The organism is Bradyrhizobium sp. Leo78 (assembly GCF_059512425.1).
Genome location: NZ_JCAMOT010000002.1, coordinates 255,377 through 268,955 on the forward strand (window position 1 = coordinate 255,377; position 13,579 = coordinate 268,955).

13 protein-coding genes are annotated in these 13,579 nt (G+C 63.8%); 9 read left to right on the top strand and 4 right to left on the bottom strand.

Annotated features, from left to right (window positions below):
• The first annotated feature begins 27 nt into the window (after nucleotides 1-27).
• The gene (locus tag AC5ZG1_RS03650) at nucleotides 28-225 is read left to right on the top strand and encodes a Trm112 family protein (RefSeq protein WP_028165232.1); all 198 of its coding nucleotides are present in this window, start codon (nucleotides 28-30) and stop codon (nucleotides 223-225) included.
• Nucleotides 226-460: 235 nt separating this feature from the next.
• Here the strand turns inward: AC5ZG1_RS03650 and AC5ZG1_RS03655 are convergent, their stop codons facing one another.
• Nucleotides 461-1,681 (bottom strand): ubiquinone biosynthesis hydroxylase, encoded by a 1,221-nt coding sequence (locus AC5ZG1_RS03655; RefSeq protein WP_496132001.1) that lies wholly within the window; start codon nucleotides 1,679-1,681, stop codon nucleotides 461-463.
• Nucleotides 1,682-1,797: 116 nt separating this feature from the next.
• On the opposite strand from AC5ZG1_RS03655, the gene tesB reads away from it, so the two are divergent.
• Nucleotides 1,798-2,658: an acyl-CoA thioesterase II gene (gene tesB / locus AC5ZG1_RS03660; protein ID WP_456644688.1), complete on the top strand. Its 861-nt coding sequence runs from the start codon at nucleotides 1,798-1,800 to the stop codon at nucleotides 2,656-2,658.
• Between the two features lie 109 nt (nucleotides 2,659-2,767).
• Here the strand turns inward: tesB and AC5ZG1_RS03665 are convergent, their stop codons facing one another.
• Nucleotides 2,768-3,655, bottom strand: coding sequence for a DUF4339 domain-containing protein (locus tag AC5ZG1_RS03665; protein WP_496132002.1), 888 nt, complete (start codon nucleotides 3,653-3,655; stop codon nucleotides 2,768-2,770).
• Nucleotides 3,656-3,906: 251 nt separating this feature from the next.
• On the opposite strand from AC5ZG1_RS03665, the gene AC5ZG1_RS03670 reads away from it, so the two are divergent.
• The 4 genes from AC5ZG1_RS03670 to AC5ZG1_RS03685 all read left to right on the top strand — a co-directional run bounded on the left by AC5ZG1_RS03670 (nucleotide 3,907) and on the right by AC5ZG1_RS03685 (nucleotide 7,757).
• Nucleotides 3,907-4,245 (top strand): P-II family nitrogen regulator, encoded by a 339-nt coding sequence (locus tag AC5ZG1_RS03670; protein ID WP_130582970.1) that lies wholly within the window; start codon nucleotides 3,907-3,909, stop codon nucleotides 4,243-4,245.
• An 82-nt stretch (nucleotides 4,246-4,327) separates the two neighbouring features.
• Entirely contained in the window at nucleotides 4,328-5,629 is a 1,302-nt protein-coding gene (locus tag AC5ZG1_RS03675) for an ammonium transporter (RefSeq protein ID WP_130226307.1), read from the top strand.
• Nucleotides 5,630-5,937: 308 nt separating this feature from the next.
• Nucleotides 5,938-6,276, top strand: a complete 339-nt coding sequence (locus tag AC5ZG1_RS03680) for a P-II family nitrogen regulator (RefSeq protein ID WP_028164751.1) — start codon at nucleotides 5,938-5,940, stop codon at nucleotides 6,274-6,276.
• Nucleotides 6,277-6,314: 38 nt separating this feature from the next.
• Entirely contained in the window at nucleotides 6,315-7,757 is a 1,443-nt protein-coding gene (locus AC5ZG1_RS03685) for an ammonium transporter (RefSeq protein ID WP_496132003.1), read from the top strand.
• A 190-nt stretch (nucleotides 7,758-7,947) separates the two neighbouring features.
• Here the strand turns inward: AC5ZG1_RS03685 and AC5ZG1_RS03690 are convergent, their stop codons facing one another.
• Nucleotides 7,948-8,358 carry a type II toxin-antitoxin system VapC family toxin gene (locus AC5ZG1_RS03690; protein WP_496132004.1) on the bottom strand — a complete coding sequence of 137 codons (411 nt, stop codon included), beginning with the start codon at nucleotides 8,356-8,358 and terminating at the stop codon, nucleotides 7,948-7,950.
• Nucleotides 8,355-8,591 carry an AbrB/MazE/SpoVT family DNA-binding domain-containing protein gene (locus tag AC5ZG1_RS03695; protein WP_130226310.1) on the bottom strand — a complete coding sequence of 79 codons (237 nt, stop codon included), beginning with the start codon at nucleotides 8,589-8,591 and terminating at the stop codon, nucleotides 8,355-8,357. The genes AC5ZG1_RS03690 and AC5ZG1_RS03695 overlap by 4 nt, the downstream gene beginning before the upstream one ends.
• A gap of 174 nt (nucleotides 8,592-8,765) precedes the next feature.
• Between AC5ZG1_RS03695 and AC5ZG1_RS03700 the strand changes: the two genes are divergently transcribed.
• The 3 genes from AC5ZG1_RS03700 to AC5ZG1_RS03710 all read left to right on the top strand — a co-directional run bounded on the left by AC5ZG1_RS03700 (nucleotide 8,766) and on the right by AC5ZG1_RS03710 (nucleotide 13,439).
• Entirely contained in the window at nucleotides 8,766-9,992 is a 1,227-nt protein-coding gene (locus AC5ZG1_RS03700; RefSeq protein WP_496132005.1) for an aminotransferase class I/II-fold pyridoxal phosphate-dependent enzyme, read from the top strand.
• A 20-nt stretch (nucleotides 9,993-10,012) separates the two neighbouring features.
• Complete coding sequence (locus AC5ZG1_RS03705) at nucleotides 10,013-12,484, top strand: DNA translocase FtsK (RefSeq protein WP_496132006.1); 2,472 nt, start codon at nucleotides 10,013-10,015, stop codon at nucleotides 12,482-12,484.
• Between the two features lie 151 nt (nucleotides 12,485-12,635).
• Complete coding sequence (locus AC5ZG1_RS03710; protein WP_456644683.1) at nucleotides 12,636-13,439, top strand: outer membrane lipoprotein carrier protein LolA; 804 nt, start codon at nucleotides 12,636-12,638, stop codon at nucleotides 13,437-13,439.
• Nucleotides 13,440-13,579: the final 140 nt, after the last annotated feature.

A 13,579-nucleotide genomic window follows, 5' to 3' on the forward strand; every position in this document is an offset into this window, starting at 1 on the left:
GACGAGCCGTCAAGCTGGAAGACCATCATGAACTCCCCGACCGATCATCTCGAAAGCACCGCCGATCCAAAACTCCTGGAAATCCTGGTCTGTCCGATCACCAAGGGCCCGCTGGAATTCGACGCGGCTCGCCAGGAATTGATCTCGCGCTCCGCAAAGCTCGCTTATCCGATCCGCGACGGCATCCCGATCATGCTGCCGGAAGAAGCGCGCAAGATCGAGTGATGGATTTGAGCCGTCATTGCGAGGAGCGATAGCGACGAAGCAATCCATTGCGCCGCGAGCGGAGAGATGGATTGCTTCGCGGAGCCTGTCGTCGGGCGGCGCTTCGCGCCGACCCGGTGGCTCGCAATGACGATCCAAGTTCGTAGCCCGGATGGAGCGCAGCACAATCCGGGGCCGCAACGTCCGCTTGCACGGGATTTCCCGGATTACGCTGCGCTTTATCCGGGCTACGCAGCTACAGCGCCTCGCCCTTCAACAGCCGCGGCACTTCGCCCGACAGCCCCGCCGCCTGACGGATGAACAAGCTCTTCAGCGGCGGCAGGCGGTCGACGACGCCAAGTCCGACGTCGCGCACGGTCCTGAGCAGCGTCGATTCGTTGGAGAACAGGAAGTTCAGCGAATTGGTCGCAACTCCCATCGCCATGGTGTCGAAGCGGCGCCAGCGCTGGTAGCGCTCGAGCACATCGGCTTGGCCGAGATCGATGCCGAGCCGCGCCGCATCGACTACCACTTCCGCCAATGCCGCGACATCCTTCAGGCCCATATTGAGCCCTTGGCCTGCGATGGGGTGGATCAGATGCGCGGCGTCGCCGACCAGCGCCAGCCGCTCGGCGATGAAGGAGCGCGCGACGAAATAGCCGAGCGGAAACGCGCGCGGCTTGTCGAGCGCCTTGACCTCACCGAGATGCAAACCAAAACGCCGCTCCAGCTCGTCGTGGAATTCGGCCTCGCTCAAGCCGACGATGCGGGACGCTTCCTTGCGGTTCTCGGTCCACACCAGCGAGGAGCGTTTTCCCTTCAGCGGCAGGATTGCGAATGGACCCGCGGGCAGGAAATGCTCTTCGGCGCGGCCCTGGTGATCGCGCTCATGGCCGACGGTGACGACGATGCCGGACTGATCGTAGTCCCAGCCATGGGTGACGATGCCGGCGCGCTCGCGCAGCTTCGAACGGGCGCCATCGGCGGCGACCAGCAAGCTCGCTTCGATCGCACTGCCATCCGCGAGCGTCACGCTGACGAGATCGGCATTGGCCTCATAGGTCGAAACCGCGCTCGCGCGCAGATCGATGCCTGCGGCCTCGGCGTGCGCCACCAGCGCGTCGATCAGCAGCCTGTTCTCGACCATATGCGCAAACGGCTCGCCGGGCTCGACATCGCCGGCAAAGGTCAGGAACACCGGCCGCGTCGCATCGTCGAGCCGCGAATCGGTGACGACCATGTCGAGGATCGGCTGCGTCGTGTCGGCGATCTCGGCCCAGATGCCGATCGCCTCGAACAGCCGGCGGCAGGCGGCGACGATCGCGGTCGCCCGCGGATCGCGGCTTGGGCGCTGCCCGAGCGCGGGATCGACCACGATGACGGGGATCTCGGTCCCAAGCCCCTGCCGCAGCGCCAGCGCCAGCGCCAAGCCCGCAAAAGCGCCGCCGCAAATGACAATGCCTCGTTGTGCCGACATGCAAGTCCCTTACGCGCTCGTGCCCTCAGACTGTGCTTGCTACCTGATAATAGCTGGGCGAAACAGTGGCACCAAACAAGGTACTTAATGCCGCGCAACAAAATGGAAGGCCATCCATGTCAAAAAGCCTGATTGACCTGCTTTCCATCCTGGATCTCGAACCGCTCGAGGTGAATCTGTTCCGCGGCAACAGCCCGAAAACGAGCTGGCAACGGGTGTTCGGCGGGCAGGTGATTGGGCAGGCGATGGTTGCAGCCTGCCGCACGGTCGAGGGCCGCCTGCCGCATTCGATCCATTGCTATTTCATCCTGCCGGGCGATCCCCAGGTGCCGATCATCTACCAGGTGGAGCGACTGCGCGACGGCAAGAGCTATTCGACCCGTCGCGTCACCGCGATCCAGCACGGCAATGCCATCTTCTCGATCATGGTGTCGTTCCATGCCGAGGAGCAGGGCGCCTTCGATCACCAGGAGAAGATGCCGGACGTGCCGCCGCCGGAAAAGCTCACCGCGGAGGAAGTGTCGAAGCAGCCGATGTTCCGCGAAATGCCGGACTTCATCCGCCGCTATTACGAATCCGATCGGCCGATCGAGCTGCGCCCGGTCGAGCTCGGCCGCTATTTCGGCCAGAAGATCGACGAAGGCCGCATCCATGTCTGGATCCGCACCGCGGCGAAGCTGCCAGACGACCCCGCACTGCATCTGTGCGCGCTCGCTTATGCCTCCGACTTCTCACTGCTCGACGCCATCATGGCGCGCTACGGCCGCACGCTGTTCGACAAGCGCATGATGCCGGCAAGCCTCGATCACGCGATGTGGTTTCACCGCCCGTTCCGCGCCGACGAATGGCTGCTCTACGCGCAGGATTCGCCGAGCGCACAAGGCGGCCGCGGCTTGACGCGCGGCATGATCTTCAAACCCGACGGCACGCTGGTGGCGTCAGTGGCACAGGAAGGTTCGGTGCGCGAACGCAGGTAGCGCGCGGTAGAGCTGGGATAGCGGCGAAGGTTGCGATGCCTCACCTCTCCCATCGGGAGAGGTGAGGTGCCTCCGACGCGAAACTAACCCGAGGTCGTCTTGCCCTGCTCTAAGCGTTCGCCAGCGTGCTGCGCTCGACCAGCGCGAATTGCGACAGGTACCAGTTCGCATACCAGCGCAAGGCCCACGGGATTGGAATCAGCAATAGGCAGCCGATGGTGAACAGGACCGTTCGCCAAAGCATCTCGAGGCCTGACGCCTTGAAGATGATTTCGCGGCGCGTGCCCTCGATATTGCGGCACATCCACCTCATCCACGCCGTGGTCACCCACGCCCAACCGATGATGGTGATGAAGGAGATCGCCAACAACAGATACCACCCGGTATAGGCGATGATGCTGCCGTTGAAGGCGATCGGGAGCTGCTGTCCGTTTGACGTGAGATGGCTGGCGATCCAGCGGATGACCACCCATCCGAGCGCCGCCTGCAGCAGCGGCGCAAGCAGCTCGACCGTCGTGCTCTCGGTCCAGCCGGTATAGCTCAAGAGCCCGATCGCGACGAACACGTACCAGATGTCACCGACCTGTCCCGTGAAACCGAGATTCGGCCGGCCGGGGACGTTGATGTGCGGGATGATCCAGCGATAAAAACCGGTGGCGGACCACGGCGCCGGGATCACCAGGAGCTGGCCAATGGCGAACCACAGACTGCGCCCAAACAGCTCCCAGATCGGCAGATCGGCCGAGACCGTCCCACCCGCATAGCCGGCAGCAGTGACGATCGGCGGCCCGCCCGCCTGCGAGGGCATCGCCGAACTGGAAGGATCCGAAATCAGTCCGGGAATCTCGCGCGCCTTCTGCCAACCGGCCATCCCCTCGGTCCAGACCAGCGTATCCGCCCCGACCGTGCCCCGCATGATGAGATCACGGAGCTGGAATTCGGGAAACGGGCCCTTTTGCTGGCCCTCGGATGCATAAAACCAGGATCGATCGGCCATGGCATTTCCTTGGAAAACACGATTCTTGGGAACGGACGCCAGTAGAACAACGGGCGAAGCAGGAAAGCCGCATTGTGACGGACGATCATGTCCCCTGTACAGGGAGCGAGGTCAGGGTCTGCCAATGTTTTCCCCCTGAACCTGCAACTTTTTTGTGCCATTTGCTCAGAAAGATGCCAGATTGGCCCGCGATCGAAGGTCATCCAAAGAGGAAGGATGGCCGTGCTTAAGGAAAATGCGGACCGCTAGCCATGAAACTTGTCGTCGCCATCATCAAACCCTTCAAGCTGGACGAGGTTCGCCAGGCGCTGACCGAGATCGGCGTCCACGGCATGACCGTCACTGAAGTCAAAGGTTATGGCCGGCAGAAGGGGCACACCGAGATCTACCGCGGCGCAGAGTATGTCGTGAACTTCCTGCCGAAATTGCGCATCGAGATCGCAGTCGCATCCGACATCGCCGACAAGGCGGTCGAGGTCATCACCGCAAAGGCACGCACCGGCCAGATCGGCGATGGCAAGATCTTTGTCACGCCGATCGAACATGCGCTGCGGATACGCACCGGCGAAACCGACAGCGACGCGCTCTAACTTCTCCAAACTCTCCGAGCGCGACCGACAACGCCGCCGGTCGCATCCACCAGACTCATTTCATTTCTGCCGGGGAAACACCATGGGGGCATCCTCTCGTGCCGCGCGGCTGATCGCGCCGCTTGGTCTTGCGACGCTGTTGTCGGCGACGCCGGCGCATGCCGAGACGTCGGCCATCAACGCCGCCGATACCGCCTGGATGATCGTTGCCACCGCGCTGGTGCTGATGATGACGATCCCGGGGCTTGCGCTGTTCTATTCCGGCATGGTGCGCAAGAAGAACGTGCTGGCGACGATGGCGCAGAGCCTGTCGGCCGTCGCGATCATCTCGATCCTTTGGGCGATGTTCGGCTACTCTCTCACCTTCGTCGGTGATGGACCGTGGATCGGCGCGCTCGACCGCTGGTTCCTCGCCGGCATGACCATGGACGGCGTCAATCCGGCGGCGAAGACAATCCCGGAAGCGCTGTTCATGCTGTACCAGATGACGTTTGCGATCATCACCGTGGCGCTGGTGGCAGGCTCGGTCGCCGATCGCATGCGCTTCTCGGCCTATCTCTGGTTCTCCGTCGGCTGGTTCATCTTCGCCTATATTCCGCTCGCACATTGGGTGTGGGGCGGCGGCTTCCTCGCAAGTCTCGGCGTGCTGGATTTCGCCGGCGGGCTCGTCGTGCATCTTTCGGCCGGCGTCAGCGGATTGGTCGCCGCGCAAGTGTTGGGGCGACGCCACGGCTATGGCAGCGAGAACTTGTCGCCGTTCGACCTGTCGCTCGCAGTGATCGGCACGGGGCTGCTTTGGGTCGGCTGGTTCGGCTTCAATGGCGGATCGGCACTGACCGTGAGTTCGCGCGCGGTGATGGCGATCATCGCCACGCATCTTTCCGCCTGCGCGGGCGCGCTGACCTGGGGCGCGATCGAATGGGCGACGCGACGCAAGCCGTCGGTGCTCGGCATGATCTCGGGCGCAGTCGCAGGGCTCGGCACCATCACGCCGGCCTCGGGCTTCGTCGAACCATGGCACGCGGTCATCATCGGCATCATCGCGGGCTTCGTGTGCTTCTGGGCCTGCACCTGGCTGAAGCTCCGCTTCAAGTATGATGATTCACTCGACGTGTTCGGCGTCCACGGCATCGGCGGCATGGCCGGGACGCTGCTCGCGGGCGTGTTCGCCACCAGCGCCATCGGCGGCACGGCCGGCCTGCTCGAGGGCCGTCCGCAGCAACTGCTGATCCAACTCGCCGGCGTCGCCGTGACGCTGGTGTGGTGCGGCGGCATCACCTTCGTGCTGCTGAAGCTGGTCAGCGCGTTCGTCCCGCTCCGGGTGTCGCTGCAGCAGGAGCTGGAAGGCCTGGATATTTCGCAGCACGGCGAGGCCCTGCAGTAATTTCGCTTACCATATTACCTCTAGGTTGCCACCGTGCTGGGCAGGATTATGTCCAGACTCTGGCGTGCCCATGAATCGGGCAATATTGATTACGTTTTGAGCGCGACGGAATAGCGCAGGTCCGACCAATTCCCGTCAAACGCGAAAACGGGCGGATTCATAATCCGTTAGGCGGTGCCGTCGATCTGGCACGGCATTTGATTCTAACGCCTGCGGCTGTGACCGCGTCGTGAATTTTCTCCGCGTGGTGGATCTCAGTCGAAAAACACCCGGTTCGTCTGCACCGGGCCCAAGCGGGGATAGGACACATGAAAATTGTTATGGCGATTATTAAGCCATTCAAGCTGGAAGAAGTCCGCGACGCCCTGACCGCCATTGGCGTTCACGGTCTCACGGTGACGGAAGTCAAGGGTTACGGGCGTCAGAAGGGCCACACTGAGATCTATCGCGGCGCTGAATACGCCGTGAGCTTCCTGCCCAAGATCAAGATCGAGGTCGCGGTTGCGGCCGACCAGGTCGACAAGACTATCGACGCCATCACATCGGCGGCAAAGACCGGACAGATCGGCGACGGCAAGATCTTCGTCATCAACCTCGACCACGCGGTGCGCATCCGCACCGGCGAGGCCGATGCCGCGGCCCTCTGATTTCGCGCTCAAACCTTACAATTCAGGAGTAGAATAACATGACGTTCAAACGTCCCCATGGCGCGGGATTGGCGGCACTCGCATTCGGCTTGTTCGCTGCGACCGCCGCCTATGCCGAACCGACCGTCAACAAGGGCGACAACGCCTGGATGATGACATCGACGGTGCTGGTGCTGTTGATGACGATCCCGGGGCTCGCGCTGTTCTATGGCGGCCTCGTCCGCTCCAAGAACATGCTCTCGGTGCTGATGCAGGTGTTCTACACGGTGTGCATCGTCACCGTGCTCTGGGCGCTCTACGGCTACAGCCTCGCCTTCACCGGCGGCTCGGACTTCATCGGCGGCTTTTCCAAGGCCTTCCTGGCGGGCGTGACGCCGGACTCGAAGGCAGCCACCTTCAGCGTCGACGCCAATATCTCCGAACTCGTCTATGTCTGCTTCCAGATGACGTTCGCGGCGATCACGCCGGCGCTGATCGTCGGCGCTTTCGCCGAGCGCATGAAGTTCTCCGCGCTCGCGCTGTTCATCCCACTCTGGGTGACGCTGATCTACTTCCCGATCGCCCACATGGTCTGGTACTGGGCTGGTCCGGACGCGATCACGGATGCGGCGAAGGCGCTGGCGGCTGCGGCTGACGGCGCGGCCAAGACCGCGGCGCAGACCAAGCTCGACGAGATCAATGCTGACGCCGGCTGGATCTTCAAGAAGGGCGCGATCGACTTCGCGGGCGGCACCGTCGTGCATATCAACGCCGGCATCGCCGGCCTGGTCGGCGCGATCCTGATCGGCAAGCGCACGGGCTACGGCAAGGAGCTGATGGCTCCGCACTCGCTCACGATGTCCATGATCGGCGCCTCGCTGCTCTGGGTCGGCTGGTTCGGCTTCAACGCCGGTTCGAACCTCGAGGCTTCTGGTGGCGCCGCGCTCGCGATGACCAACTCCTTCGTCGCGACCGCGGCGGCGGCGTTGTCCTGGATGTTCGCGGAATGGATCATCAAGGGCCATCCGTCGGTGCTCGGCGCCATCTCGGGCGCGGTCGCAGGCCTCGTGGCGGTCACCCCGGCCGCCGGCTTCGCCGGCCCGATGGGCGCGATCGTGCTCGGCCTCGTGGTCGGCGTGGTCTGCCTGTTCTTCTGCACCGTGGTGAAGAATGCGCTCGGCTACGACGACTCGCTCGACGTGTTCGGCGTCCACTGCGTCGGCGGCATCGTCGGCGCGATCGGCACCGGCATCCTGGTGAACCCGGCGCTCGGCGGCACCGGCGTGATGGACTATGTCGCCGGCAAGATCGGCGACTACGACTTCGTCGCCCAGATGACCTCCCAGCTCTGGGGCGTCTGCACCACGCTGGTGTGGTCCGGCATCGGCTCGGCCATCCTCTACAAGGTCGTCGACGTGATCGTCGGCCTGCGCGCCAACGTCGAGACCGAGCGCGAAGGCCTCGACATCACCGAGCACACCGAGCGCGCTTACAACATGTGAGTTCTCCCGGGGTGTGATCTCTCCCGGGATCACACCCAGAACTACGGTTCGGGCACATACCCGGCAATGCCCTGACCGTTGAGGGGCTCCAGCGCAAGTTGGAGCCCCTTTCTTTTTGACCGCGGCCCGAAGAAGGAGAGGGCATGCCGGCCTTCTAACGGCTGCCGACGCGGCAGGGCTGCTCGAGGTGCTACCGTTCGCCTTCCGGCGCAATCAGCGCGACAGTTGGAAAATAGGTGCGATAGCGCCGCACGTCGCGGGTCAAGAGTGGCAGCTGCTCCACCGCAGCATGGGCTCCGATGAACAAATCAGATGGTACCCCTGTGCGGCTGCCACCGGCGGCGCGATATTGGAGATAGGCCTTGCCGGCAAGAAAGAGCGCGGCGCGCGGGATCTCTGCCAGCTCGATTTTCAAGTCGCAGAGTGTGGCGTCGACGGTTTCGACCTTGTCGTAGCGTATCGAGACTTCTGCGTAGATGACATTGTTGATGAACAATGGCCCAGCCGATGCCGCCCGTTCGAGCTGCGCCTGCGACCAGTCGGCCCATTTCTCGTCGTCGGTCGCGAGGTCGAGAAGGACATTCGAATCGACGAGGGTCATTCCGGCTCATCACGCAGAAGGGCCATCAGTTCGTCAGTCGTCATGCCCCGCCCCGCGGAGCCACGCGCCTTGGCAAATCGGCTGGCCGGCCGCGGTCCATCAGCTCTCTCGATCAGAACGCTGCCGTCGTCGCTACGGCGAATATTGACCTCGCTGCCCGGACCAATACCCAGGTAATCGCGAAGCGGCTTTGGGATTGTCACCTGGCCCTTGCGGGTGACAGTCGTTGTCATCGCTGATCTCCAATTGCCCGGTAATACTCGAAGAAAATATGGTAATACCACGCAAATTGTCCAGCGACACCGATGGTTAATCGCGTCTTAACCTCGCCGTATCTATGGTGACTTGATCAATTTACGGTCGAGCTGGATTCCCCTCGACCGCATTGAAAGTGCTGGCGTTTAGACATGGCAATGACCGCTCCCTCCGGCGTGGCGCAAGACGCCGGCAGTGTAATGCCGGCCGGTCAGGCCGAACGTTCCCCCTTTGCGCGCACGGCCGAGCTGCTGGCACCGTACCAACCCGGCAAGCCATTGATTACGCTGTCGTTGGGCGAGCCGCAGCACCCGGTTCCCGCCTTTGTCGGGCCGGTGCTGGCCAAGCATACCGCCGAGTTCGGGCGCTATCCGCTCGCCAAGGGTATCGAGCCGTTCCGCCGCGCGGCGGCGAACTGGCTGTCGACCCGGTTCCACCTGCCGCGGCCGGTCGATCCCGAGAGCGAAGTGCTGGTGCTGAACGGCAGCCGCGAGGGCCTGTTCTTCGCCGCCATCACCGCCGCCCGCTATGTCGGCGCGCGCGCGGGGACGCCGGCAATCCTGATGCCGAACCCGTTCTATCCGGCCTATGGCGCCGGCGCGCGCGCGTCCGGCTGCGAGCAGGTCTATCTGCCGACCACGCCGGCCAACGGATTCCTGCCCGATCTCGACGCGCTGGATGACGCGCTGCTGGCGCGCACGGTGGCGTTCTACATCGCTTCGCCCGCAAACCCGCAAGGCTCGGTCGCCTCGAGCGATTATTTCGCGCGGCTGAAGGCGCTCGCCGCTCGTTTCGAGTTCATCATTTTGAGCGACGAATGCTATTCGGAGATCTACACCCGGGAAGCTCCCGGCAGCGCGCTGGAACATGCCGGCCCCGACTTCACCAATGTGGTCGTGTTCCAGTCGCTCTCGAAGCGTTCGAACCTGCCGGGCATGCGCGTCGGCTTTGCCGCCGGCGACAAGAAGTTCCTCGCCGCCTTCCACGAGCTACGCAACGTGGCGGCGCCGCAAGTGCCGGTGCCGCTGCAGCATGTCGCGGTCGCCGCCTATAGCGACGAGGCGCATGTCGAGGAGAACCGCAGGCTCTACCGGATCAAGTTCGATCTCGCCGACCAGATCCTCGGCAGCCGCTATGGCTATCAGCGTCCGGCCGGCGGCTTCTGCGTCTGGCTCGACGTCTCCGAGCGCGGCGGCGATGAGGCGGCGACGGTGAAACTCTATCGCGATGCCGGCGTGCGCGTGATCCCGGGCAGCTATTTGGCGCGGCCGCAGGCCGACGGCTCCAATCCGGGCGCGGGCTATATCCGGCTCGCGCTGGTCTCCGACAGTGAATCAACGGCCGAGGCGCTGCACCGCCTGGTCGAAACCTTAAGTTAATCGCAAGGCTTTGGAAGCGTATGCCAGCGATCGAACGTGTCATTCCCCTGGTCGGCCATCTGCCGGTCCCGATCCGCGAAGCCTTGGAGCGGCGGGTGCGAGAATTCGGCGGGCTGTGCCTGATCACGCTTGCCGGCGTCGCCGCCGCGGCGCTGATGACGTGGTCGGTGCAGGACCCGAGTCTCAGCCACGCCACCTCGCGCCCGATCCGCAACATCCTCGGCTATCCCGGCGCGATCGGCGCCGATCTGTTGATGCAGATCCTGGGCCTCGGCGCCATCATGCTCATCCTCCCCATCGCGGTGTGGGGCTGGCGCATGCTGACGCATCGCGCCTTCGACCGCGAGGCGCTGCGGCTGGCATGCTGGATCCTCACCACCGTGATCGCCGCGGGCTTTGCGAGCTGCTTCCCGCATAATGGCGCCTGGCCATTGCCGACCGGGCTCGGCGGCGTGGTTGGCGATGCGCTGGTGCGCGCACCGGCGGTGGTGTTCGGCCCGGCCGGCATGATCTATCGCCTGGTGCTCGGCACCATCCTGTTCGTCGCGATGACCGCGAGCTTCCTGTTCGCGAGCGGCTGGGGCGCAAGGGAGAGCGAAGAAGAGTTGACGGCGATCGAGGATCGTGACGAGCCGTTCGTCGAAGAAGACGATGGGGAAGACCGCAGTTCGATCTCGCTCGGCTGGCTGTTCCACGCTGTCATGAGCGCGAAGGCGCGGCTCGGCTGGCTCTTCGGCACCGCCTATCGGTCGCTGGTCTCGAGCGCGCCACAACGCAGCGCAGCCGCGTTCGAGCGGCAGGAGCCCAGTCTCGGCGGCCGCGCCGCGCCGTCCGTGGTGCCGGAGGCGAGCGAGGAATTCGACGAGGAGATCGAAGAGGAAGAGGAACAAGACGAGGAGGAAGAAGCCGAGGAAGCGCCCGTCGCCCGCGCCCCGCGCAAGAAGGCCGAGCCGCGCGCGAAGAAGAAATCGTCCGACAAGTTCGAGCTGCCCTCGGTCTCGGTGCTGTCAGCGCCGAAAGCCGCCGACCGCCAGCCGCAGAGCAAGGCCGAGCTCGAAGCCAATTCGCGCGCGCTCGAAGGCGTGCTGCAGGATTTCGGCGTGCGCGGCGAGATCGTCAAAGCCAATCCGGGTCCGGTCGTGACGCTGTACGAACTCGAGCCCGCGCCCGGCATCAAGTCGTCGCGTGTGATCGGCCTCGCCGACGACATCGCCCGCTCGATGAGCGCGCTGTCGGCTCGCGTCGCCGTCGTCGCCGGCCGCAACGCCATCGGCATCGAATTGCCGAACCTGCATCGCGAAAAGGTTTACCTGCGCGAACTCCTGGTCGCGAAGGAAGCTATCGACTCGGTGGCAAAGCTGCCGCTCTGCCTCGGCAAGAGCATCGGCGGCGAACCCGTCATCATCGATCTCGCGCGCACGCCGCATATGCTGATCGCCGGCACCACCGGCTCCGGCAAATCGGTCGCGATCAACACCATGATCCTGAGCCTGGTGTATCGGCTGCGCCCCGACCAGTGCCGCCTGATCATGGTCGATCCCAAGATGCTTGAACTCTCCGTCTATGACGGCATCCCGCATCTTTTGACGCCGGTCGTCACCGATCCCAAGAAAGCGGTGGTCGCGCTGAAATGGGCCGTGCGCGAGATGGAAGAGCGCTACAAGAAGATGGCCAAGCTCGGTGTGCGCAACATCGACGGCTACAATGCGCGCCTGGTCGAGGCAAAGGGCAAGGGCGAAGAGCTGACGCGCACCGTGCACACCGGTTTCGACAAGGAGACCGGCAAGGCGATCTACGAGGAGGAGAAGCTCGACCTCGATCCGTTGCCCTACATCGTCATCATCGTCGACGAGATGGCCGACCTGATGATGGTCGCCGGCAAGGACATCGAAGGCGCGGTGCAGCGCCTTGCGCAGATGGCGCGCGCCGCCGGCCTGCATGTGATCCTTGCCACGCAGCGTCCTTCGGTCGACGTCATTACCGGCACCATCAAGGCCAACTTCCCGACCCGCATCGCCTTCCAGGTCACCTCGAAGATCGACAGCCGCACGATCCTGGGCGAGATGGGCGCCGAGCAACTGCTGGGGCAGGGCGATATGCTCTACATGGCCGGCGGCGGCCGCATCAGCCGCGTGCACGGCCCGTTTGCCTCCGACGACGAAGTCGAGAAGGTGGTGCGCCACCTGAAGACGCAGGGCGCGCCGGAGTATCTGGAAGCCGTTACCGCCGAAGAGCCGACCGACGAGGACGGCGCGGTATTCGACTCCACCGGCATGGGCGGGGACGGCGGCGGCGGCGACCTCTATGCGCAGGCGGTGGCGATCGTGAAACGCGACCGCAAGGCCTCGACATCCTATATTCAACGGCGGCTGCAGATCGGCTACAACCGCGCCGCCTCATTGATGGAGCGGATGGAACTCGAGGGCGTTGTCGGCCAGGCCAATCATGCCGGCAAGCGCGAGGTCCTGATCGAAGAAGAAGGCAGCATGTGATCCTGCCCCGAGAATTTCACGGAAAAGCGATATCCCCGCGGCATTACCCACGGTAAACTCAGGCATGATCCGGAAAAGTGGGCACCGGTTTTCCGAAAAGATCATGCCCCTAAAGTCGGAACACGCGTTGCATCAGAATCCGAAATACCGAATGGCCAAACAGCACGTCCATCGCGCCATCCATTCCGGATTGGCGATCCTGATCGCCACGTCGATCGCCGGCGCCGCGCCCTCATCGGCGCAGAACGTGCCGGTGCCGAAGCCCGCGCCGAAGGGCCGCGATGGCACGCAGCTGAGCGCGCAGGAGCAGAGAGGCCCCGCGACGACAGGCTCGACACAGACGCCGCCGACCCCTGTCATCCCCGATCCGCGCCGCAATGTTCCCGCCAGCATCTTCACGACGTTCGATGCCAACCAGAAGGCGCAGGCCGCGAGGATCAGCAGCTATCTCTCCTCGCTGCAATCGCTCGCCGGCAGTTTCGTGCAGGTCGGCCCCGACGGCTCCAAGACCAAGGGCGATTTCTATATCCAGAAGCCCGGCAAGGTGCGCTTCGAATATGAGCCGCCAAGCCCGATCGACATCGTCGCCGACGGCTCCTCGGTCGCGGTGCGCGACCGCAAGCTCGCCACGCAGGATATCTATCCGCTGTCGCAGACGCCGCTGCGCTATCTGTTATCCGACCGCATCGACCTGATGAAGGACACCAACGTCGTCAGCGTCACCGCCGACGATGTCTTCGTCTCGATCATCATTGAGGAGAAGCAGGCGCTGATCGGCACCAGCCGGTTGATGCTGATGGTCGGCGCCAAGGACGGCCAGCTCAAGCAATGGACCATCACCGATCCGCAGGGCTACGACACCACCGTCGCCGTCTACAATCTCGATTCCACCAGGAAGATCGATCCGGGCCTGTTCAAGATCGATTTTACCAACTACGCGACCCCGCCGGGCTAGCGAGTTCGCAGGAATTGTAGGGTGGGCAAAGCGCAGCGTGCCCACCATCAACACTCCGACGTAAATGGTGGGCACGCTTCGCTTTGCCCACCCTACGCGTCCCCTGTGGACAATCCTATCCACCGCCGCAATCCATGCTA